The sequence below is a fragment of the Aquipuribacter nitratireducens genome (assembly GCF_037860835.1).
Classification (GTDB): domain Bacteria; phylum Actinomycetota; class Actinomycetes; order Actinomycetales; family JBBAYJ01; genus Aquipuribacter; species Aquipuribacter nitratireducens.
In genome coordinates this window covers 412,925-434,601 of sequence record NZ_JBBEOG010000001.1, presented here as the reverse complement: position 1 = coordinate 434,601, position 21,677 = coordinate 412,925, and the positions used below count along the sequence as shown (strand labels likewise).

17 protein-coding genes and 1 tRNA gene are annotated in these 21,677 nt (G+C 74.3%); 9 read left to right on the top strand and 9 right to left on the bottom strand.

Translation table 11 applies throughout. The features are described 5' to 3' along the window. Positions 1-88: 88 nt before the first annotated feature. Positions 89-1,960 carry a hypothetical protein gene (locus tag WAB14_RS01820; protein ID WP_340266799.1) on the top strand — a complete coding sequence of 624 codons (1,872 nt, stop codon included), beginning with the start codon at positions 89-91 and terminating at the stop codon, positions 1,958-1,960. A gap of 136 nt (positions 1,961-2,096) precedes the next feature. On the opposite strand, the gene WAB14_RS01815 is transcribed toward WAB14_RS01820, so the two are convergent. The 3 genes from WAB14_RS01815 to WAB14_RS01805 all read right to left on the bottom strand — a co-directional run bounded on the left by WAB14_RS01815 (position 2,097) and on the right by WAB14_RS01805 (position 2,840). Continuing rightward, a complete protein-coding gene (locus WAB14_RS01815; RefSeq protein ID WP_340266797.1) occupies positions 2,097-2,435 on the bottom strand; it encodes a hypothetical protein in 339 nt (112 codons plus the stop codon). Between the two features lie 94 nt (positions 2,436-2,529). Then, positions 2,530-2,664: a hypothetical protein gene (locus WAB14_RS01810; RefSeq protein WP_340266795.1), complete on the bottom strand. Its 135-nt coding sequence runs from the start codon at positions 2,662-2,664 to the stop codon at positions 2,530-2,532. Positions 2,665-2,758: 94 nt separating this feature from the next. Continuing rightward, positions 2,759-2,840: transfer RNA gene (locus tag WAB14_RS01805), tRNA-Tyr, on the bottom strand. 124 nt (positions 2,841-2,964) lie between these two features. Here WAB14_RS01805 and WAB14_RS01800 point away from each other — a divergent pair. Next, positions 2,965-3,471, top strand: a complete 507-nt coding sequence (locus WAB14_RS01800) for a YajQ family cyclic di-GMP-binding protein (RefSeq protein WP_340266793.1) — start codon at positions 2,965-2,967, stop codon at positions 3,469-3,471. On the opposite strand, the gene WAB14_RS01795 is transcribed toward WAB14_RS01800, so the two are convergent. From WAB14_RS01795 to WAB14_RS01780, 4 genes are read right to left on the bottom strand one after another with little or no spacing between them, the layout of a single operon-like run. Continuing rightward, a complete protein-coding gene (locus WAB14_RS01795; RefSeq protein ID WP_340266791.1) occupies positions 3,458-5,185 on the bottom strand; it encodes a glycoside hydrolase family 13 protein in 1,728 nt (575 codons plus the stop codon). The two genes, WAB14_RS01800 and WAB14_RS01795, sit on opposite strands and share 14 nt — an antisense overlap. Before the next feature lie 39 nt (positions 5,186-5,224). Beyond that, positions 5,225-6,172 (bottom strand): NAD(P)/FAD-dependent oxidoreductase, encoded by a 948-nt coding sequence (locus tag WAB14_RS01790; protein ID WP_340266789.1) that lies wholly within the window; start codon positions 6,170-6,172, stop codon positions 5,225-5,227. A 51-nt stretch (positions 6,173-6,223) separates the two neighbouring features. Further along, positions 6,224-6,451 (bottom strand): hypothetical protein, encoded by a 228-nt coding sequence (locus WAB14_RS01785; protein WP_340266787.1) that lies wholly within the window; start codon positions 6,449-6,451, stop codon positions 6,224-6,226. 57 nt (positions 6,452-6,508) lie between these two features. Further along, a complete protein-coding gene (locus WAB14_RS01780) occupies positions 6,509-8,344 on the bottom strand; it encodes an FAD-dependent oxidoreductase (RefSeq protein ID WP_340266785.1) in 1,836 nt (611 codons plus the stop codon). A gap of 166 nt (positions 8,345-8,510) precedes the next feature. On the opposite strand from WAB14_RS01780, the gene WAB14_RS01775 reads away from it, so the two are divergent. The 6 genes from WAB14_RS01775 (at position 8,511) to WAB14_RS01750 (ending at position 13,340) form a co-directional block, all read left to right on the top strand. Further along, positions 8,511-9,320 carry an IclR family transcriptional regulator domain-containing protein gene (locus tag WAB14_RS01775; protein ID WP_340266783.1) on the top strand — a complete coding sequence of 270 codons (810 nt, stop codon included), beginning with the start codon at positions 8,511-8,513 and terminating at the stop codon, positions 9,318-9,320. Positions 9,321-9,389: 69 nt separating this feature from the next. Next, on the top strand, positions 9,390-10,649 hold the full coding sequence (locus WAB14_RS01770; protein ID WP_340266781.1) for a CaiB/BaiF CoA transferase family protein: 1,260 nt from the start codon (positions 9,390-9,392) through the stop codon (positions 10,647-10,649). Further along, positions 10,646-11,458 carry a citryl-CoA lyase gene (locus WAB14_RS01765; RefSeq protein WP_340266779.1) on the top strand — a complete coding sequence of 271 codons (813 nt, stop codon included), beginning with the start codon at positions 10,646-10,648 and terminating at the stop codon, positions 11,456-11,458. The genes WAB14_RS01770 and WAB14_RS01765 overlap by 4 nt, the downstream gene beginning before the upstream one ends. A gap of 33 nt (positions 11,459-11,491) precedes the next feature. Continuing rightward, entirely contained in the window at positions 11,492-12,373 is an 882-nt protein-coding gene (locus WAB14_RS01760; protein WP_340266777.1) for a DODA-type extradiol aromatic ring-opening family dioxygenase, read from the top strand. Next, entirely contained in the window at positions 12,370-12,732 is a 363-nt protein-coding gene (locus WAB14_RS01755) for a hypothetical protein (RefSeq protein ID WP_340266775.1), read from the top strand. The genes WAB14_RS01760 and WAB14_RS01755 overlap by 4 nt, the downstream gene beginning before the upstream one ends. 47 nt (positions 12,733-12,779) lie before the next feature. Next, entirely contained in the window at positions 12,780-13,340 is a 561-nt protein-coding gene (locus WAB14_RS01750; protein ID WP_340266773.1) for a phosphate-starvation-inducible PsiE family protein, read from the top strand. Positions 13,341-13,355: 15 nt separating this feature from the next. Here the strand turns inward: WAB14_RS01750 and WAB14_RS01745 are convergent, their stop codons facing one another. Together WAB14_RS01745 and WAB14_RS01740 are read right to left on the bottom strand one after the other, a co-directional pair. Further along, positions 13,356-13,940, bottom strand: a complete 585-nt coding sequence (locus WAB14_RS01745; protein ID WP_340266771.1) for a hypothetical protein — start codon at positions 13,938-13,940, stop codon at positions 13,356-13,358. Further along, positions 13,937-20,968 (bottom strand): SdrD B-like domain-containing protein, encoded by a 7,032-nt coding sequence (locus tag WAB14_RS01740; RefSeq protein WP_340266769.1) that lies wholly within the window; start codon positions 20,966-20,968, stop codon positions 13,937-13,939. The genes WAB14_RS01745 and WAB14_RS01740 overlap by 4 nt, the downstream gene beginning before the upstream one ends. A 208-nt stretch (positions 20,969-21,176) precedes the next feature. Here WAB14_RS01740 and WAB14_RS01735 point away from each other — a divergent pair, with 208 nt between their 5' ends. Next, the gene (locus WAB14_RS01735; protein WP_340266766.1) at positions 21,177-21,674 is read left to right on the top strand and encodes a DUF1801 domain-containing protein; all 498 of its coding nucleotides are present in this window, start codon (positions 21,177-21,179) and stop codon (positions 21,672-21,674) included. Positions 21,675-21,677: the final 3 nt, after the last annotated feature.

The window sequence follows — 21,677 nt, the reverse complement described above, 5'->3', positions numbered from 1 at the left end:
CGCGCCCGCCGGATCGTGCCCGATCCGTGACCGCGCTGCAACGCCGCCGTCACGCGGCACCCGTCCCCGTACGCGACACTCGGAGACGATGGACACCTCGATCGACGCCGCCGGGCCGACCCCGGTCACGACCGCGGCGACGCCGGTCCGTGCGACCGCGCCCGCGCGGGCCCCGCGCACCACCCGGCCCGGCGCCCGCCCGTGGCAGTGGGTGCTCGTGCTCGCGGCCGTGGCGGCGGTGCAGACGGCGCTGAGCCTCGACGCCACGGCACCGGTCCAGACGAAGGACGAGATCGGCTACCTCATGGCCGCGCGCCTGCTCGGCGGGGGCGGCGGCGCCGACCTCATCATGCCGCCGCACGCCGGCGGGTACTCCGCGGGCTGGGGGCTGCTCGTGTCGCCGCTGTGGTCGGTGGCGGACAGCCCGGTGACGTTCCTGCACCTCTCGGTCGCCGTCAACGTCGTGCTCGCGACGGTCGCGGTCGTCGTGTGGGCGGCGGTGTCGCGTCGGCTCGGCGCCGGTCCCCGCGCCGCCCTCCTCGTGGGCGGGGTCGTCGCGGTCGCGCCGGGTCGGGCGCTGTACACCGGCTACGCCCTGCCGGAGGCCCTCATCGGTCTCCTCGTCGCCCTGTCCTTCCTCCTCGTGCTCCGGCTGTGGGACGACGGGACGACCGCGACGCGTCCGCAGGGCCCCGTCGGGCTGGTCCGCCGCGTGGGCCTGCCCGTCGCCTCCCGCACCGGCACCGCGGCGGCACTCGCGCTCACCGCCGGCTACCTCGGCCTCGTCCACTCCCGGTTCGTACCGACCGCGGCACTGCTCGTCGTCGTCGTCGCGTGGTGGGCGTGGCGCACCCGCCCGCGGGGCGGCTGGGTGGTCGTCGCGCTCGGCGCGGCCGGCGTCGCCGGGTCCGTCGTCGCGAACCGCCTCGTCGAGGCGCGGCTCTACGGCGAGGTCGACCGGTTCTCGGCCGCCGGGGACCAGATCGGCCAGCTCCACATCGGCTTCATGACGTCGCTGACCGTGGGGCACGCCTGGTACGGGGCGGTCGCGTGGGGCGGCATGACCGTCGTCGCGGTCCTGTGGCTGCTCCGCCTCGCCCGTCGCGAGTGGGAGCAGCGCTCCCCCGGCCCCTACGGCGTTCTCCTCGCGATCGGCCTGGGGCAGCTGCTGGTCGGCGCGTTCTACCTCTCGACCCGGCTCACCGTCGGCGCCGGTCGCCTCGACCAGGTCGTGTACGGCCGCTACATGGACCCCGTGTGGTCCCTGCTCGCCGTGGTCGGCCTCACGGTCGTCGTCACGGGCCGGCTCGACCGGCTCATGTGGCGCCGTGCCGTGTGGGCGGTGGGGCTGCTCGGTCTCGGCGTCGCGGTGGTCCTGTTCGCGGTCGGCGGCATCGTCGGCGGGCTCGTGCAGCTCAACCCGCCCGGCATCGAGATGTGGGACTGGGTACCGGACGGCGAGCTCCGGGTGCCGTGGGTCCAGGCGACCCTCGCCGCGCTCGTCGTGCTCGTCGCCATCCGCTGGCTGCAGGCGCGGGCCGTGCCGCCGGCGACGCTCGCCGGGGTCGTCCTCGTCGCGCTCGGGGCCGCCGCCGTCACGGGCTCCTTCGTCGCCGAGCACCGCACGATCGACGCCCGCGACGACGGCCTCCGACAGCTGTTCACCCTCCGCGACACCGTCGAGGAGTACCCGGACGCCGACATCGCCCTCATCGTCGACCGTCCGCTCCTGCTCACCGGGACGGCCTTCCAGTACTGGCTCGGCGACCGCGACTACCGCCTCGTCGACCCTGCGCAGGAGGCGATCCGGGCAGAGCCCGGAGAGCTGCTCATCGGAGCCCTCGTGCCGCGGCCGCTCATCATCGGTGCGCCGCACCGCCTCGTCGAGATCGACCCCACGCTCCGCTACGGCGTCTGGTACGCCCCCACCGGGTCCGAGATCCCCGCGACGGACCGCTGAGGCGTCGGGCCGCGGCGCGGCCACACCGCAGGACGGGCGCGTCCGTCTCGTCGCCGGCCTGCAGGTGCGACGCCAGGTTCCTGCGCTGTGGCCGGCTTGCGCGGGAGATCCCCGCGACGCACCCCTGCTGTCGGGCTCAGCCGGCGGAGGGCTGCGTCGCGAGGATCAGCTCGATGTGCGTGTAGCAGTTGAGCGCACCGAAGAGGAGGAACGCGAGGCCGGCCAGGGTCCACGCCACCCCTCCGACGGTCGCGGCGGCGATGGCGAAGCAGCCGAGCCCGATACCGACTGCGAGCACGGACATCGGGAGCCCGAGCGCCCCGAGGGCCTCGTCGCGCCCAGGGCCGGGGGCGGCTATCAGGTCCCCGCGCCTCCACAGCCCGAACGACACGACCAGCAGGACGACCCCGAGCACCAGCGCGGGCTCACCGAAGATGATGTTGTCGTAGGGAACCCACCCGGCGCGAGCGGCCACGTCAGCGTCATGTGGAGGCCGGTCGCCGTCAGCAGCGCCCCGTTGGCCGTGAACGCCAGCGCCCAGCCCTCGAGGCGTACGACGTCCCCGCGCCTCAGACGTCGGGCGAGGTCGACCAGCAGGAGCAGCCCGGCACACCGGCCGCGACGGACATCACCGTGTTGTAGACCGGGACGTCGGTCCAGTCGATCGTCAGGCCCTGCTGGAGCGGGAGGGGGAGAGCGATCATGCGTCATCGGTGCCCGCTGCGCGCGGTCGCACACGGGTCGCGCCGAGAGACACGTCGGCCCCGCAGCGCGCGCTGCGGGGCCGTCGTCGTCACGTGGCAGGTGCAGGATTCGAACCTGCGAAGGCTGTGCCGGCTGATTTACAGTCAGCTCCCTTTGGCCGCTCGGGCAACCTGCCGGGTAGGTGCTCGCCGGGGCGCGGACGCCTCGGCAGCGGTGCGAGGATAGCAAGCCCACGGGGCCTCCCGGCACCGCCGCGCGCCCCGCGGGACGAGCCCGACCGCACACCCAGCCCAGGAAAGGTGCCCACCGCCGTGGCCTCCGAGTCCTCCTTCGACGTCGTCAGCAAGCTCGACCGCCAGGAGGTCGACAACGCGCTCAACCAGGCCGCGAAGGAGGTGGCGCAGCGGTACGACTTCAAGGGCACGGACGCCTCGATCGCGTGGCGCGGTGACGACGCCATCCGCATCGAGGCCAACAGCGAGGAGCGGGCGCAGGCCGTCCTCGACGTCCTCCAGTCGAAGCTCGTGAAGCGCGGCGTCTCCCTCAAGGCCCTCGACTCGGGCGAGCCGAAGGCGTCGGGCAAGCTCTACGTCCTCGACTCCGCCCTCAAGGAGGGCATCAGCCAGGAGGACGCGAAGAAGATCGGCAAGCTGATCCGCGACGAGGGCCCCAAGGGCGTCAAGACGCAGATCACGGGCGACGAGCTGCGGGTGTCCGGCAAGAGCCGCGACGACCTCCAGTCCGTCATCCAGCTGCTCAAGGGCGCCGACCTCGACGTCGCCCTCCAGTTCGTCAACTACCGCTGAGGACCCGCGCCTCCCAGCCGCGCAGCACGGCGTCGTCGTCGGGCGCCGGGAGGTTCCCGAGCACCAGCTCCCGGCCCACCGCCTCGGGCAGCAGCACGTCGAGGTCGACCGGCTCGCCGCCGACGTTGCACACGACGAGCAGCTCGGCCGGGTCCGCCCCGGGCAGCCGCCGGCGGAATGCGTACACCTGCTCGTGCTCCGGCAGGAGCATCGCGAAGTCACCGGTCGCGACGACGTCGAGCTCCTTGCGGAGCGCGATGAGCCGTCGGTAGTGGGCGAGGACGGACCGCGGGTCGTCCCGCTGGGCGGCGACGTTCCACGTCGTGTGGTCGGGGTTGACGGCGATCCACGGCTCGCCGGTCGTGAAGCCGGCGTTCCGGGTGTCGTCCCACTGCACCGGCGTGCGCGCGTTGTCCCGGCTCTGCGCCCGCAGGCCGGGCAGCAGCTCGGCGACGTCGCGCCCGAGGGCCTGCTGCTCGTGCGCCCAGCCGAGGGACTCGATGTCGCGGAAGTCGAGCAGCCGCTCGAAGGGGAAGTTCGCCATCGCGATCTCCTGCCCCTGGTACAGGTACGGCGTCCCGCGGTGGAGGTGGAGCAGGGTCGCGAGGCACGTCGCGGAGTCCCGCCGGTGCGCCGGGGAGTCGTCGCCCAGGCGGGACACGATGCGCGGCTGGTCGTGCTTGTCCCAGTAGAGGCTGTTCCAGCCCGCCTCCGCCAGGCCCGCCTGCCACCGTCCGAACGACGTCTTGAGGTCGACGAGCCGCAGCGGCTGGGGGTCGTACCTGCCGTGGGGACCGTGGTCGAGGTCGACGTGCTCGAACTGGAACACCATGTCGACCTCGCGCCGGGCGGGGTCGGTGAAGAGCCTGGCGTCCTCGACCGTGACGCCCGGCATCTCCCCCACGACGAGGAGCGGCCCGCCGTCGAAGGCGGTGCGGCCCTCGAACACCTCCCGGTGCATCTCCCCGAGGAACTCGTGGATGCGTGGCCCGGACATGAACTGGGCGGACCCGTCACCCCAGGGCGAGCCCGGCATGGGCGGCCCGTCGTGCAGCGTGCCGTCGGGCTCGACGTGCTTGGAGACGAAGTTGATGACGTCCATCCGGAAGCCGTCGACGCCCCGGTCGAGCCACCACCGCATCATGTCGTGGACGGCCCGGCGGACCTCGGGGTTCTCCCAGTTGAGATCGGGCTGCTTGCGGCTGAAGAGGTGGAGGTAGTACTCCCCCGTCGCCTCGTCGAGCTGCCAGGCGGAGCCGCCGAAGGCGCTGCGCCAGTTCGTCGGCTCGGCGCCGGGTGCGCCGGGCGCCGCGCCATCGCGTGGCGGTCGCCACCAGTACCAGTCCCGCGTCGGGCTCGTCGTCGACGACCGTGAGGCGACGAACCACGGGTGCTCGTCGGAGGTGTGGTTGACGACGAGGTCCATGACGAGGCGGATGCCGCGGTCGTGGAGGGCGTCGGTGAGATCGTCGAGGAGGGCGAGCGAGCCGAACACCGGGTCGACGTCGCGGTAGTCGCTGATGTCGTATCCGTTGTCGTCCTGCGGCGAGGGGTAGACCGGGGAGAGCCACACGACGTCGACACCGAGGTCGACGAAGTGGTCGACCCGCTCGAGCACGCCACCGAGGTCGCCCATCCCGTCGCCGTCGGAGTCCGCGAAGGAGCGCGGGTAGACCTGGTACACGACGCTGCGGGTCCACCACGGGGCGGTCATCCCCCGACCCTGACAGAGCCCTCGCCGTCGGGCCAGACGTCAGCGCCGCGCGAGCGCCGCCTCGACGTCGGCGTCGACGAGGTCGCCGTTCACCGTGACGGCCGCGCGGGAACCGGCGGACGCCGCGTCGACGACCTGCGCGGCGGGGTCGACGACGTTCCCGGCCGCGTACAGCCACGGCACGCTCGTCCGGCCGCGGTCGTCGACGACGACCCACGAGCCCTCCGAACGCCGCTGCGTCGAGGCGCCGAGCCCCAGCAGGAAGGTGTCCGTGCCGCGGAAGACCGGTCCGACGAAGAGCGCCTCGACGCCGACGTCGGACCCGTCGGACAGGCGCACCCCACGCAGCGCGTCGTCGGTGACGAGGAGGCGGTCGACCGGCTGCTCGACGACGTCGACGCCGAGCACGTCGAGGCGCCGGCGCTGCTCCTCGCCGACGGCGAGCCCGTGCGCGAGGAGGACGACGTCGGCGCACCACTGCCGCACCAGCTCCGCCTGGTGGAAGGAGCCCGGGCTCGTCGCGAGCACCCCGACACGCCGGTCGGCGACCTCACGGCCGTGGCAGTACGGGCAGTGGAGGACGTCGCGGCCCCAGCGCTGCCGCAGCCCCGGCACACCGGGCAGCTCGTCGGACAGCCCCGTGCACACGAGGAGGGCCCGGCAGCGCCACGACCGGCCGTCGACGCAGCGCACCTCGTAGCGCCACGACGCGCCGCCGGGGCCGTGGACGACGGCGTCGACGACGCCGGTCTCGACGCGTCCGCCGTAGGCGCGGACCTCCTCGCGCCCGAGCCGCAGCAGCTCGAGCGGCTCGACGCCCTCCCGCCCGAGGTAGCCGTGGGCGTGCGCGGCCGGGGCGTTGCGGGGGCTGCCGGCGTCGACGACGACGACGTCCCGCCGGGCGCGGGAGAGGACCAGCGCGGCGCTGAGCCCGGCGGCCCCACCGCCGACGACGACGACGTCCACGTGCTCCGGCTCCGCTGTCATGCAGGTGTGCTACCCCGGACGCGCACGCGCCCACGCGCACGGCCCGGAGGGTCAGCGGGCGAGTGCGACCGCCCGCCGCCGGACGGCGTCGCCGAACACCGACAGGCCGCTGTTGAGCAGCACGAGCCCGGCCGTTCCCTGGCCCACCCACCGTCGGGTCGCCGCACCCGCCGCGCGCCGCGCCGCCGCGTCGACCGCGACGCTCACCCCCGCGCCGACGAGGACGAGGCCGAGCGGCGCGAGCCAGAAGTACTCGCGGCCGGACGTGTCAGGACCCACCCGGCCCAGCCTACGGTCGGCGAAGGCGGGGTGGGTCCGGACCCGGCGCCCCCACGGTCAGGCCGGCGCGGGTACCGCCTCGGCACGGGCGTCGACGACGTCGCCCGGCGCCCCCGGCACGGGACCGAGGACGGCGTCCAGCACTCCTGCGAGCCACGCGTGCGCCTCCTCGGGCGAGTCGGGCGCCGCGATCGACCGGGCCGCGACGTAGCCGTCGGGGCGGACCAGCAGGACGCCGCCGTCGTCGGTCTCCCGCAGCTGCGCCCAGGTCCCGTACGGGTCCTCGACCGCCTCCCCCGGCCCGATCGACACGGGCCGCAGCTGGAGCCCGCGGGCGGCGCCGAGCGCTGCGGCGGCCGCGAGCCACGACGCCCCGCCGATCCCCGTGACGACGCTCCACTCGCCGCGTCCGACGAGGTCGAGCGTGCTGACGCGGTGCCCGTCCCGGGTCACCCACGTGTGGGGCAGCTTGGCGCCGGGCCACGTCGTCGGCTGCGCGTACAGCTGCTCGTCGCGGCGGAACTCCGGCATCGGGGTGCCGTCGGGGACGACCGCCGTCGAGACGTAGCGCTGGTTGTGCTCGACACCGTGGGCGTTGAACTCGTACGACTTGTACGCGATGGCGTCGCGCAGCGCCGCACGCACCGCGTCGCCCTCGGGACCGGGCGCCTTCCGCGCCGCGAGCGCCTCCTCCAGCCGTGCGGGGTCGGAGGTGTCGTCGAGCCCGAGCGCCTGCATGATCCGGCCGGTGTCGGCGATCGACTGGTTCGCCCGCTCGACGATCTGCCGGGCGATCGGTGCGCGCTCGGCGTCGTAGGACTCCAGCAGCGACGGGGAGGCGGTGCCGCGCAGGACGTGCGCGAGCTTCCACGCGAGGTTGTAGGAGTCCTGCACGGACGTGTTCGACCCGAGCCCGTTCGTCGGCGGGTGCCGGTGGACGGCGTCACCGACGCAGAAGACGCGGCCACTGGCGAGCGACGTCGCGTAGTGGTGGTTGACCGTCCACGGCGAGCGGGCCGTCACGCGCATCTCGAAGTCGTCGGTGCCGACGAGCATCACGGCGAGCTCGCGGATGTACTCGTCGGTGAGGTCCGGCGGGCCGTCGGCCACGGCGTAGCCCCACATGAGCATCCACTCGTGCCACGGCTTGATCATCCGCAGGACGCCGAGGCCGACGCCCTCCTTCTCCGCGCCCGGCTGCAGCATCCAGTACAGGACCGAGGGCCGGTGGGCGACGAAGCGCGACAGGTCGGCCTCGAAGATGATGCCGAGCGCACCGCCGACGGCGCCGGGGCCCTCGAACGGCAGGTCGAGATCGGCGGCGACCCTCGAACGGGCACCGTCGGCGCCGACCAGGTAGCGCGAGCGGACGCTGTACTCCGCGCCGGTGAGCCGGTCGCGCAGGCGCGTCGTCACGCCCTCGTCGTCCTGGCTGTGGGAGAGGTACTCGGTGTCGAAGCGCACCTTCGCGCCACGCTCCTGCGCGGCCTTCATGAGCACGGGCTCGGTGATGGTCTGGGGGGCGTCGAGCATGTGGCACGGGCTCTGCGCCTCGTAGTCGCCCTTGCGGGCGAGGGAGGTCCCCCACGACTCCACCCGCCCGAGCTCCTCCCCGGCCAGGCTCGTGCAGAACGTCGTGTTCGACATCAGCTCCCACGGCGTCGCGAGGTCCATGAGGGTCTGCTCGAGCCCCACGTCGCGCATCGTCTCCATCGTGCGCTGGTTCGTGATGTGCGCCCGCGGGGTGTCGGACAGGCGGCCGTACTTCGTGACGACGGTGACGTCGACGCCGTACGTCGCGAGGAACAGGGCGGCCGACGCGCCCGCCGGGCCCGAGCCGACGACGAGCACGTCCGTGCGCGCCGAGGCCGTACCGTCACTGGTCTCGTTCATGGGTCGCCTCCGTCGCCGACCTGCGCCAGCGGACGGCCGTCCGACTGGCGTACACCTGGTTGACGCCTGAACTGTCACCTCTGACCGGAGGGCTGTCAACCCGGACGGCGCTACGCTCCGCAGGTCCGGCCGCACGCCGGCCCCACGACCCGCCCGGAGGTGGCCCGTGCCCCGACGCGACGACGACCCCGACTTCGTGGAGGCCGTCGCCCGGGGCCTCGACGTGCTCCGGGCCTTCGAGCCCCGCCGGCCCGCGATGTCGCTGAGCGAGGTGGCCGCGGCGGCCAACCTCGCCCGGCCGACCGCCCGTCGCATCCTGCTCACGCTGGAGTCGCTGGGGTACGTCCGCTCCGGCGAGGCAGGGTTCGTGCTCACTCCCCGCGTGCTCGAGCTCGGGGTGACGTACGTGCAGTCGATGGGGCTGTGGGACGTCGCCCGGCCGCACATGGAGCGCCTCGTCGAGCGCACGCACGAGTCGACGTCGATCGCGCAGCTCGACGGCAGCGACATCGTCTACGTCGCCCGCGTCGCGGTGCCGAAGCTCATCGCCCTCGCCGTGCAGATCGGCACGCGCTTCCCCGCCCCCGCCACGTCGATGGGGACGGTCCTGCTCGCCGACCTGCCGACCGCGGAGCTCGACGCCGTCCTGGAGGAGCCGAGCCGCGCCGGCGTCACCGCCCGCTGGCAGCCGACCCGCGCCGAGCTCGACGCCGCGCTCGAGGAGGCACGCGACAACGGCTGGGCCCTGGCGGACGAGCGGCTCGCCCCCGGGGTCCGCTCGGTCGCCGCGCCGCTGCGCGGCCCCGACGGACGTGTCTTCGCCGCTGTCAACGTCACCGTGCACGCCGCGGAGACGAGCGTCGACACGCTGCTCGGCGAGCACCTCCCGCTCCTGCTCGCCACCGCCGAGGCCGTCAGCGCCGACTACGCGCTCATCGGCCGCCTCCCCGTCGAGGTCGTCGCGCCGTCGGCTTGACACCCCCCGCCGGGCTCCGCAGACTCTCATCAGCGGACGACTGTCCGCTCACCGGACACGGGAGGGTCGATGACGACGCAGCGGGACGGTGCCACCCCCGCACCCGGCACGCCGACGGGACCGCTCGCCGGTCTCCTGGTGGCGGACTTCTCCCGCATCCTCGCGGGGCCGTACGCGACGATGCTGCTCTCCGACATGGGCGCCGAGGTCGTCAAGGTCGAGAGCCCCGGCACCGGCGACGACACCCGCACGTGGATGCCCCCCGTCCGCGAGGACGTGTCGACCTACTACCTCGGCGTCAACCGCGGCAAGCGCTCCGTCGCGCTCGACCTGCGCGACGCCACGGACCTGCGGGCCGCCCAGGAGCTGGCCCGGCGGGCCGACGTCGTCATCGAGAACTTCAAGCCCGGGGGCCTGTCGAAGTACGGCCTCGACTACGCGAGCGTGAGCGACGCGAACCCCGGCGTCGTGTACGCCTCCATCACGGGCTTCGGGCCGGGGGCGGGGGCGTCGCTGCCCGGCTACGACCTCATGGTCCAGGCGATGTCCGGGCTCATGAGCCTCACGGGCGACCCCGACGGCTCGCCGTACCGGGCCGGCATCAGCGTCTTCGACGTCATGTCCGGCATGCAGGCGACCATCGGGATCCTCGCCGCCCTCACCCACCGCGCCGGCGCGGGCGCCGGCCGCGGCCAGCACGTCGAGGTCAACCTCATGTCGACCGCCCTGTCCGGGCTCGTCAACCACACGAGCGCGTGGGTCGCCGGCGGCACCGTGCCGTTCCGGATGGGCAACGCCCACCCGTCCCTGTTCCCCTACGAGCCGCTGCCCGTCGCCGACGGCGAGCTCATCGTCATCGCGGGCAACGACGGGCAGTTCGCCCGCCTCTGCGACGTCCTCGGCGTGCCGGGGCTCGTCGACGACCCCCGCTTCGCGCACAACCAGGACCGCACGGCCAACCGCGAGGAGCTCTACCCGCTGCTCGTCGAGCGGCTGCGGACCCGCACCCGCGACGAGTGGTTCCGCGACCTCCTCGACGCCGGGGTCCCGTGCGCTCCCATCAACACCGTCGACGAGGGTGTCGCCTTCGCCACCGAGCTCGGCCTCGAGCCGGTCGTCGAGGTCGGCGAGGGGGCGGCGGCCGTCCCGGTCGTGCGCAACCCCGTCCGCTTCTCCGCGACCCCGGCGTCGTACCGCCTGCCGCCACCGGCGCTCGACGAGCACGGTGACGAGGTCCGCCGCTGGCTGCTGGAGGACGGGCCCCGACCCGGCAGCGTCCGGACGGCGACAGCGACGGCGACGGCGGAGCGGGCGGAGGCCCACCGGTGAGCGGGGTCCCCGAGTTCCCCACGGGCCTCGGCACCTCAGACGCCGAGCAGATCCGGCTCATGGGCCACGACCTCGCCGAGGACCTCATGGGCCGGGTGGGCTTCGGCGAGCTCGCCCTGTGGCTCATGACGCAGCGGCGACCGGAGCCCGGCCACGTCCGGGTGTTCGAGACCGTCCTCGTCGCCCTCGCCGACCACGGCTTCACCCCGACGGCCATCGCGTCGCGTCTCACGTACCTCAGCGCGCCGGACTCCCTCCAGGGTGCGCTCGCGGCGGGGCTGCTCGGGGGCGGCTCGCGGTTCCTCGGGGTGACCGAGGACTCCGGCCGCTTCCTCGCCGGCGTCCTGGCCGGGGTCGACGGTGCCCTCCCCACCGACGACGCCGGCTGGGACGCCCTCGCCCTCGCCGCGGTGCAGGAGGCCCGGTCGCAGAAGCGGTTCGTGCCCGGGCTCGGTCACCCCGTCCACAAGGAGCGCGACCCGCGCACGCCCCGGATCCTCGCCGTCGCCGAGGAGGAGGGGCTTCGCGGGCCGCACCTGCGGCTGTTCGAGGCCGTCGGTCGCGTCCACCCGCAGGTCCTCGGCCGCACGCTGCCCCTCAACGGCGCGGGCGTCTGCGGGGCGGCGCTGGCGGACCTCGACCTGCCCGTCGAGCTGCTCCGCGGCGTCGCCCTCCTCGCCCGCACCGCGGGCCTGCTCGGGCACCTGGCCGAGGAGCGCCGGCGCCCGCTCGGCATGGACGTCTACCTCACGGTCGACCGCAACGCCACGTACGTCCCCCACGAGTCCGACAACGACCCCCGGGCCTGACCGCCCCACCGGACCGGACGAAGGAGTCCCGAGTTGGCAGAGATCGTCGCCGTCGTCGCCTCGACCCACCACCCGTTCTACTACCGCGCGAGCACCGCGACCGGTGAGGACCGCCCGCCGTTCGCCGACGAGTGGGTCCGCAAGATCGAGGCGTTCCGCGCCACCCTCACCGCCGCGCGCCCCGACGTGCTCCTCATGGTCGGCAGCGACCACTTCCACCAGCTGTGGCTCGACAACATGCCGCAGTTCCTCGTCGGCCACGCGGAGCAGTACGACGCCAACTGGTACAACGAGGAGCGGGAGTTCGGCCTGCCGCGGATGCACATGCTCGGGGACCGGGACCTGTCCGGGCACCTGCTGCGCAACGGCCTCGACATGGGCTTCGACCTCGCGTTCAGCAACGAGCTGCGCATCGACCACTCGGTGACGTGCCCGATCATCACGCTGCGCCCGCAGAACGACCTGCCGATCGTGCCGGTGTACACGAACATCTTCGCCCCTCCTCTGCCGCAGCCGAAGCGGTTCGTCCAGCTCGGGCAGGCCATCCGGGAGATGGTCGAGTCGTGGCCGAGCGACAAGCGCGTCGCGATCATCGGTACCGGCCACCTCAGCCTCGAGCTCGGCGGTCCGCGCCAGTTCGGCCCCCACGGCCCGGACCCGGAGTTCGACCGGAAGGCGGTCGAGTGGATCGCCACCGGCGACATCGAGAAGACGCTCGCCGAGGTGACGCTGGAGTCCCTCCACGCCCCGGGCAACGCCACCCACGGGTTCATGGACTTCATGCTCATGATGGGCGTGGCGGGAGAGGGGCAGAAGGCCGACCACGTCGACTCCCTCGACCTCTTCCACACGATGGAGGCGTACTTCACGTGGTACCCGAACGGGGTCCCGCAGCCGGCCGGAGGTGCGGCGTGAGCAAGTACCTGGTGAACAAGTTCCTGTTCTGCGTCGACCGGGACCCGGAGCTCGTCGAGCGGTACCGCGAGGACCCGGTCGGGACCGTCGGGTGGTGGGAGCAGGAGGAGGCCAACCGCATCCTCGCCTGCCACGGCGACGAGCGGTCGACGTGGCTCGCGTTCACCGACGCCGAGCGGGAGGCGCTGCGCACGCACGACTACCCCGCCCTCTTCGGCCTGGGCGCGCACCCGTTCCTCACGCTCACGCTCTTCATCGCGATGTTCGAGCGGGACCACGCCGAGCCGCTCGGGTTCCAGCTGGAGTACGCGCGACGGCTCGCGCACTACTCGATGCCGTACCCCGACATCGCGACGTAGGGCCCGGCCGGCTCGCGCGGCGCCGGGCACGGCCCCATGATCCCGCCATGAGCCGACGGGAGGCCGACCGGACGCCGGTCGCGGAAGGCACCGCTCCCCCCGAGCCCGGCGCGGGCCGGGCGATGCGCGCGCTGCGGTGGGCGGAGGACGGCGTCTACTACGCGATGGCGCTCGTCCTGCTCGCCGCCTCGGCCGTCGTCCTGTTCTTCGCGCTCGAGAGCTTCGTCCGCGTCGCCGACGAGACCGAGACCGCGATGCTCGAGGTCCTCGACGCGCTCCTGCTCGTGTTCATCTTCGTCGAGCTGCTGTACGCGGTGCGCGTGACGATCACCCGCCACGAGATCGCCGCGGAGCCGTTCCTCCTCATCGGGATCATCGCCTCGATCAAGGAGATCGTCGTGCTGTCGGTCGAGGCGGCCGGCGCGGTCGGCGACCTGTCGCTGTTCGACGACCGGCTCGCGCTCATCGCCGTGCTCGGCGGTGTGACCTTCCTGCTCGCGCTGGCCGTGCTCCTCCTGCGGCGCTCGCAGGTCTACCCCGACGAGCGGCGCCGCACCGAGGACGTCGAGCGGGCGGCCGACGCCGTCGCGGGCGAGGAGGCTCGCTGAGGCACCGGCCGCCCGTCACGGCGAGGGCGCCGGCGCGTGCGACGGTCCGTGCGACGGGTCGTGCGAGGGGTCGTGCGCGTCCTCCGCCGGGAGGGGCACGTCGAGCGCGCCGCCCCCCGCCACGCCGAGCACGCCGGTCGTGGCGTCCGCGGGCACGTCGAACACGAGGGTCCCCGACAGCCTGCTCCCCGCCGGCACGGTCGTGGTGGGCAGCACCGAGCGGTGCGGCGGACGGGCGCCCGCGCCCGGCGCCTCGAGCGTGAAGGCGTCCGGGTCGACCGCCACCCCGTCGCCACGGGCACCGAGGACGGTGACGTCGACCGACACCCGCTTCTCGCCCTCGGGAACCGGGTCGGCGTCCGTGCCCATGCCCGGCATCGCCATGCCGGCCATCGCCTGCTCGGCGGTGAGGACCCGGTCGACGCGGACGAGCCCCCCGGGAACGGCGAGCTCGTCCGCCCCGACGGGAACCGTGGCCGCCGTGCGGGCGAGGCTCCACACCGCCCCGCCGACGACGACGAGGACCGCAGCGGCGACGACCAGGACGAGCCCGACCCGGCGCCACGGCGGACCCGCGGGCCCGCTGGGGGCCCGGCTCACCGCCGGTTCACCGCGGTGACGGTCAGCTGGTCGACCTGCAGGTCGAACGGCTGCGCGGTGTCGGCGACGACGCGGACGAGGACCGTGCCGTCGGCGGCGACCGCGCGACCCGCGCCGGGCAGGTCGAGGTCGACACGCTGCTCGTCGAGTCCCGAGGTGTAGGGCGTCAGCAGGTTCCGCCACAGGCCGCCCTCGTTGTCCCAGTACTGCAGCCGCACCCGCACGTTGCGCAGGGTCGTCCGCGCCGACATCGACACGTCGAGGGCCGCAGGGGTGCGGGCCGCCTCCGGCAGCACGACGCGAGCGGTCACGTCGGCGGTTCGCCGCGACGCGACGAGGCCGGCGGACACCGACAGGTACCGGTTGTCGTCGACCGCGGCGTCGGCGACGGTCCCGCGCACCGTGCCCGTCGTCGCCTGCCACGCCCCGGCGCCCACCCTGGTCACGGCACCGGTCCACGGCAGGTCGAACGTCGCCGATGCCACGGCCGACACGTTGCCCGCGGCGTCGACCGCGACGGCCTGGACCACCCGGTCGGTGGCGATGCGGACGTCGCCGCTCACGACCATGCCGCGGGTCGCGGTCGGCGTCGAACCGTCGAGCGTGTACCGGATCGTCGCCCCGGTCTCGGCGGAGAAGCCGACGAGGGTCGGGCGGTCGAGGACCCCGCCCGCCGGGGTGAGGACCGGGCGCGCCGGCGGCGTCCGGTCGACGGTGTTGTACTGCCCGAACGCCACCACCGCCTGCGAGCCGTCCGCCGGGGCGGTCAACGGCACGCGGGACTGCACCGTCGTGCCGCTCAGCGGCCCGGTGGCGCGCCACCCGCTCGGCACCGTCGTCTCCACCGAGTACGAGGCGCCCGCGGTGACGGGGAAGACCGCGCTGCCGGTGCTGTCGGTGACCGCGGTCGACCGCAGCCGGCCGGCGGAGTCGAGGAGCCGGACGGTGCGCTCGGCGAGCGGCGGGTCGTAGTCGTCGCGCCGGCCGTTGCCGTCGAGGTCGTGGAAGACCGACGCGGACACCGACGCCCGCTGCACCCACCCGCCGCTGGCCTGGGCCCGCTGCGCGCGCTCCACGGTGATCGCGTAGTCGCCGACGGTGTTGGTCCACGCGACGTCGGAGACGGGTGGCAGCGGGACCACCTCGTAGTCGCCCGGAGGCACGAGGAAGCCCGTGAGGCCGTCGGCGCCCGTGGTGCCACGCGCGACCTCCGTGTGGGTGACCGGGTCCTGCAGGACCACGGGCCAGTCCGCGAGCGCGGGTTCGGTGGGACCGCGGCGACCGTCGGAGTCGGCGTCCTGGAAGAGCTGGACCGACACGACGCCGTCGTCGAAGGCGCCGAGCACGGAGACCTCGACGGCGTCGGCCGGGACGGCGAACGCTCCGGCCGCGTCGCACGTGACGACGGTGGTCGAGCCCTCGACGAGCGTGACCACCGCGCTCACGCACGGCCACGTCCGCATGTCGGGCCCGAGGACCCGCAGCGTGGCGGCCTGGGCGCGGGTGTCGACGACCGCGCCGTCGACCCCCGTGCGCCGGGACAGCGCGCTGCCGTCGGCGAGCGTGGCGTCGACGAGGACACCGGGCACGCCGGCCTCCGCCGGGCCGGCGGTCCCGCTGCCGTCGACGTCGTCGACGACGCGGACGACGACGCCCGGGTCGCGCCGGACACCGAGGTCGACCGACACCGGCGCCGTCCCCGAGACCGTGACGACGGCGGGCAGCGGCGTCGTCGCGGTCCATCCCGTGCGGGGGGCGATGTACGCCTTCCACGTGCCGGCGACGACGGCGGCCGTGGCGGTGCCGTCCGCGCCGGTCGTGCCGTCGGCCACCGGGACCGGGCCGTCGAGCTGGACGGTCCGCCCGGCGAGACCGGGCTCGCCCTCGTCGCGCACGCCGTCGCCGTCGCGGTCGTCGAAGACGCGGGCGGTGAGGACGACGCGCGAGGTGACCCCCACGGCGAGGCGTGCGGGTGCCACGTCCCCGCGCACGTCCACGCGACGCGTCGGGGCCCCGACGACGCTGGTCCCCTGCGGGGCGCTCACCGCGACGTCGTAGACGCCGGGCGTCGGGGAGAACGTCGCGGTCCCCGCGGCGGTCGTGGGGACGGTCGAGACGACCGTGCCGTCGGTGGCGCGCAGCTCGACGGGGACACCGACGCGCACCGCCTCACCCTCGTCGCGGGCGCCGTCGGCGTCCGCGTCGTCGAACACCGCGACGGTCACGGAGGCCCGCTCCAGCGGCAGGATGGGGACGTTGTCGAGCCCGTAGGGGTTGTCGACGCGCCGCAGCGGGGTGGGGGTGAAGCCCGCGCCCGCGGTCGGCTGCGGGTAGACCCGGGCCATGCCCCAGACGCCGCTCGGCAGCTGCAGCGACGTCTTGCTCGCCCACAGGTGGTCACCCGGCGTCGCGAGCCCGACGTGGACGTTCTTCGCCCCGCCGGAGCCGAGGTTGCCGTAGAGGCCGACGCGCTCGCTCTGCGGGTCGTACGGCTCGGCCCGCCAGGAGGCGCCGTCGAGCTGGAAGCTGCCGAAGTACGCGGGCGGCGCCTTGGCGGAGCCGTTGAGCAGGCGGACCCGCTGGTCGTCGCCGGCGTACGCGCGCAGCACGGGGGTCCGGGGGTCGCCGTGGACGGCCGAGCTGAACACGGTCGACCACGCGGCGCTCGTGACGTCCGCCTGCGCGCCGGCGGGGGCGCCGAGACGGCGGTGCAGCGGGGCGTTGGTGTAGTTCACGCCCTTATCGCCGTGGTCCTCCCGCCCGGTCGGCACCTCGTCGGCCGCGCCCGGGTGGACGGTGTCGACGACCGCGGCGCCCGTGGCGTCGCGCAGGTCGAGCCCGTCCTCGTAGAAGAGGACGTTCTCGCGGAAGTCGCGGAGGCCGGGGACGCGGACGTCCGCGCTCACGCCGCTGCGGACCTCGGCGCCCGTCACGGGGTCGTGGTACGTGGCGTTCCGCGGCTCGACCACGAGACCCGCGAACAGGCCGTGGTGGCGGTGCCCCCGGACGTCGCCGTAGTCGACGAGGTTGGTGGCGCCGACCTCGCGGTCGGCGTACCACTCGTACGAGATCGTGCCGTTGATGCCGACCGTCGAGTCGGGGTTGAACCCGACGGCCGAGCCGTCGGACAGGCGCACGTCGTGCCGCAGCATCTGCGGGTGCAGCGAGACCCGGGTACCCATGCGCGTGCCGGTCGGCGGCTCGAGCGTGTACCGGATGTCGCCGTCGGTGCCGTTGACGAGGTCCCCGTAGTTCGCGGGCAGGGCGTTGTGGAGGGTCACGCGGACGCAGTCGCCCTCGTTGGCGCGCAGGACGAGCGGCTCGGGCGCCTTCGTCCCGGCCCGCACGGCGGCCTCGTCCTCGGCGAGGACGAAGAGCGCGCCCTTGGGGTCGTGGTCGCCGTGCTCGTTGTAGACGAGGTCGTTCGCCATGGCGACGACGTCGTAGCGCTTCACGGGGGCACCGTCGGGGCAGCTCGTCCCGGTCTGCTGCGCCGGCGGCGGCGCCTGCCGCGAGGCGGGGACGGGTTCGGGCACGGTCGCCTCGCGGGGGGTGTTGTCCGGCAGCGGGAGCAGGCCGGCGGTCCTCTGGCCGTGGACGCGGAGGACGCCCCACATGCCGTTCCACAGCCCCTCGGGGGTCGTGGCGCCGTAGAGGTGGTCCCCGCGGCACGGGGTGTCCGTGGCGCGGCAGTCGTAGCCCGGCATCTCGACGTTGAACGCCTCGGAGATGCCGATGGTCTGGGCGTTGACGAGCGGGGAGTCAGGGTCGTCGGGCTCCTCGAGCCAGCGCAGGCGGTGCACCTGGAACATGTGCTGCTCCTCGTGCGAGCCCTGGATGAGACGGAACTTCACGTTGTCGCGCGAGTAGGCCTGCAGCAGCGGCGTGTAGGGGTCGCCGAACACCCACGAGGAGAACCGGTGAGCGGGGTCGACGGGCTGGCCGTTGCGGGTGCGGCGCTCGTGGAGCGGCTCGTTGCGGTAGTTGACGCTGAAGGTGCCGGGGTCGTTGCTGGGGAAGGACTCGGGGGCGCCCGGCGGGTTGATCGCGTCGTCGGGGTTGCGGGGGTTCCCGCCCTTCTTCACCAGCGACACGAAGTCGGCGACGGCGAGCCCGAACTCGCGGTAGTCGTCGTTGGCTCCGGGGCCGACGAGGTCGGCGGCCTCGCCGTCGGCGTCGCCGTCGCAGCGGGCGCCGCAGACGGTGCCGTGGGCGGGGTCGTTGACCGGCTGGCGGAACTCCCCGGTCTCGGGGTCGCGGACGTCGAAACCGGCAGGCTCGACGACGAGGGCGCCGTAGTGGCCGTGGTTCTGCGTGACCGCCGGGAAGTGGTGGTCGTGGGTGAACGCGGTCCGCAGCTCGTAGTCGGCGTACCAGCGCTCGTGGATCGTCTGGCCCCACAGCCCGGAGGAGTCCGCCGGGGGCTGCCACGACCAGTCGTAGGGGATGCGGCAGCCGGTGCTCTCACCGCCGTAGAACGTGTCGCTCGGGGTGCACCGGACCTCGCCTGCGGCCTGCTTCTCGACGAAGTCGGCCTGCTCCTTCGTGAAGGCGGCCTGCTGGTAGTTCCACCCGTTGGAGCCGCCGTCGGAGGCGGTGACGTCGAACTTCGTGAGGTGGACGTGCCCGCCTGCCATGTTGGTCTGGACGAGCTTCTGGAACACGTCGTTGCCGGCCCAGTTGTGCGTCATGTTCGTGAGGGAGAAGTTGATGCAGTCGCCGGCGTTCGCGCGGATGAAGAGCGGCTCGACCTTCTTCGTGCCGGCGAGCACGGCCTCGACGTCCTTCGTCAGCACCATGACGCGGGCCTGCGGGTCGTGGTGCCCCGCGGTGTTGTACACGAGGTCGCGCTGGAGCACCGTGACGGCGTAGTCGACCTCGCGGGACCCGCTCGGGCAGGGGTCGGCGAACGGGGCACCGCGCGGGGCCTCGCCGCCGGGGTTGTGCCGCGCGACGACGCCCTCCTCGAGCGCGAGCTTGCCCTCGGCGATGGGACGGCCGCCGACCACGCGCGGCGCAGGCCGCTCGGGGGTGCCGTCGACGCCGCCGACGGTGACGCTGCCCGGCGGCTGGGGCGCCCGGTAGCCGTAGGTCCCGGGGATCATGCCGGGGAAGCCGGGGTTGTCGGCGGTGGGCTGCGGCGGCGCCGGGGCGTCGGGCAGCGGCTGGAGCGGGCGCACGTTGACCCCGTCCGGGGTGGCGGAACGGCCGTCGAGGCGGACGTCGTGGACGCGCATGATCGCCCAGAAGCCCTCGGCGAAGTGCGGGTACAGGTGGCAGTGGAAGATCGAGTCGCCGAAGGTGCCGTTCTGGGAGCCGGCGCCGTAGAGGAGCTCGGCGGAGTACGCCTCGCCCGGCCCGTAGCTCTGCGAGTCGATCGTCGACGAGCCGGGCTTGTATCCCGGGCCGTCGCCCTGCGCGACGTCCTCGCGTGCGTCGGCGAGCCACTGGTGGGCGTGCAGGTGGAAGACGTGGGTCTCCTTCACCCCTGCCAGACCGAAGCGGATCTTCGTCGCGTCACCGGTGTACGTGTGGAAGACGTTGGAGACGTAGCACGACTCGGGCAGGCCGCAGTCCTCCTTGTCCTTCCGGTCGCCCTCGCCGTTCGGCAGCCACGGTCCCCTGCCGCTCGCGAGCTTGACGAGCGCGGGGTCCCCGTACGGCCACGACGACAGCCACGTCTCCTCCCCCACGCAGTCGGGGCAGAGTGCGGTCTCGCGGTCCTCCAGGGGCTCCGAGCCGTAGTTGAACCCCATCCCGATGTCGGGGATCTCGTCCTGGGCGAGCTGGATGCTCTCGCGGAAGGAGTCGCCGCCCGGCGGGTGGATGTCGGCCTCGATGTAGAGCTCGCCCGACTGGTTCCGGACGGCCGCGTACGTGCTGTTGAGGGCCCCGGGCGTGCCGGACAGCACCTTGCCGCTGCGCGGGTCGGTCCACGTGGACCCCGCCGGCTGCACCGCGAGGCCGCCGTAGAGACCGACGCCGCGGGAGCCCGCGTCGTGCTCGCCACCCGCCGGCGTCGCGAGGTCCTCGAACATGTAGAGGCCCTCCTGGTCGGGCACCCGCCAGAAGTACGAGATCGACTCGCCGATGCCGACGGTCGGGTCGGCGTTGTAGCCGACGCGGGCGCCGCCGGAGCGGCGGACGTTCATCACGACGCCGGCGGCCTGGATGCCGACCCGGGGGTCCCCGGGCAGCCCGTGCGCGGCCTCCGACGACAGCCGGTTGGTGAGGGTGACGCGGATGCACTCGCCCTCGTTGGCGCGGAGGACGAGCGGACGCGGGCGCAGCCGCCGGTTCGCCGCGGGGTCGTCCGCGGCGCTCGCGGCCAGGGGCCGGTGCCAGTTTCGGACCGCCGCGAGGTCCTGGTCCATCGCGAAGATGCGGGCGCTCCGCAGCGTCTTCCCCCAGCGGTTGAACGGCACGTCGACGGTGATCGCCGAGACGGCGTAGTTGCGGACCTGCTCCCCCGCGACGCACGGCGCCACCGCCGGGTCCTCGACCGCTGCGGCGGTCGCCGGCGCGACGGCGGGACCTGCGAGCAGGGTGAGGACGAGCGGGAGCGACGTCACCCCGGCGACGAGCGGCCGCCTGGCCGCCACGACGGCGCGCCCGGCGGCGGCCGGGTCGAGCGGCACGCGCCAGCCCCGTCCGACCACCCAGGCGAGGACGAGCAGCGCGAGCGCGGCGTGCACGGGGACGACGAGGACCGCGGCCGTGACCGGGACGCCCGTGCTCCAGGCGGCGCTCACGGCCGCCCAGGCACCGGCGGCCCCTGCGCCGATCGCACCGGCGAGTCCCGCCACCCACGACCCCGTGGCGCCCGGCACGCGCCCGCTCGCCGTCCGTGCCGCCGCCACCGCTCCCAGCGCGGCAGCCGTGGCCACGAGCAGCGCGGCCACCGGCGGGAGCGCGGTCCCGACGAGCAGCGACAGGGCGGCCCCTGCCGCTGCGAGCAGGACGACGGCGGCCGCGACGGGGGCCGTGTCGCGTCGCGGTGCGGGGGCGGCGTGCGGGGCTGCGGCCATGGCGGGCTCCTGGCAGGTGGCGGTCGTCCGTGCGGACCCGCGCCCCCCGACGGTGGGCGCGGGTCCTCAGCGGGCACGCTGCGCCCGTGCCGTGATCTGCGCGTGAAACGGCCGCCGGCGACGACACCCGCAGCGGTCGTACCGGGGCGTACCGGGCGGACCGGCGGCGCCCGTGCCCGCAGTGGGACCACCGGGCTACGGTTCCCCCGTGGCGCGCGGGACCCGGACGGCGAAGGGCGGGGCGAGCGACGACGGGCTCGCGGCCGCCCGGTCGGCGACCAGCGCGGACGGGTACGTCGCCGCCCTGCCTCGCGAGCGGGCCGAGGACCTCGAGCGCGTGCTCACCACGGTCCGCGGGGCGCTGCCGGAGGGCTACGAGGAGACGACGGCCTTCGGCATGGTGAGCTGGGTCGTGCCGCTCGACGTGTACCCCGACACGTACAACGGCCGCCCGCTCGGCTACGCGGCACTGGCGGCGCAGAAGCGCCACGGGTCCCTGTACCTCATGGGGCTGTACGGCGACGCCGAGCGCGAGGCGGACTTCCGTCGACGCTGGACCGCGACGGGCCGCCGGCTCGACATGGGCCGCTCGTGCCTGCGATTCCGCTCCGCCGACGACCTCGACCTCGACCTCGTGGCCGAGGTCGTCGGCTCGCTCCCCGTCGAGGACTTCGTCGCGGTGTACGAGCGATCCCGCGCCCGCTGAGCC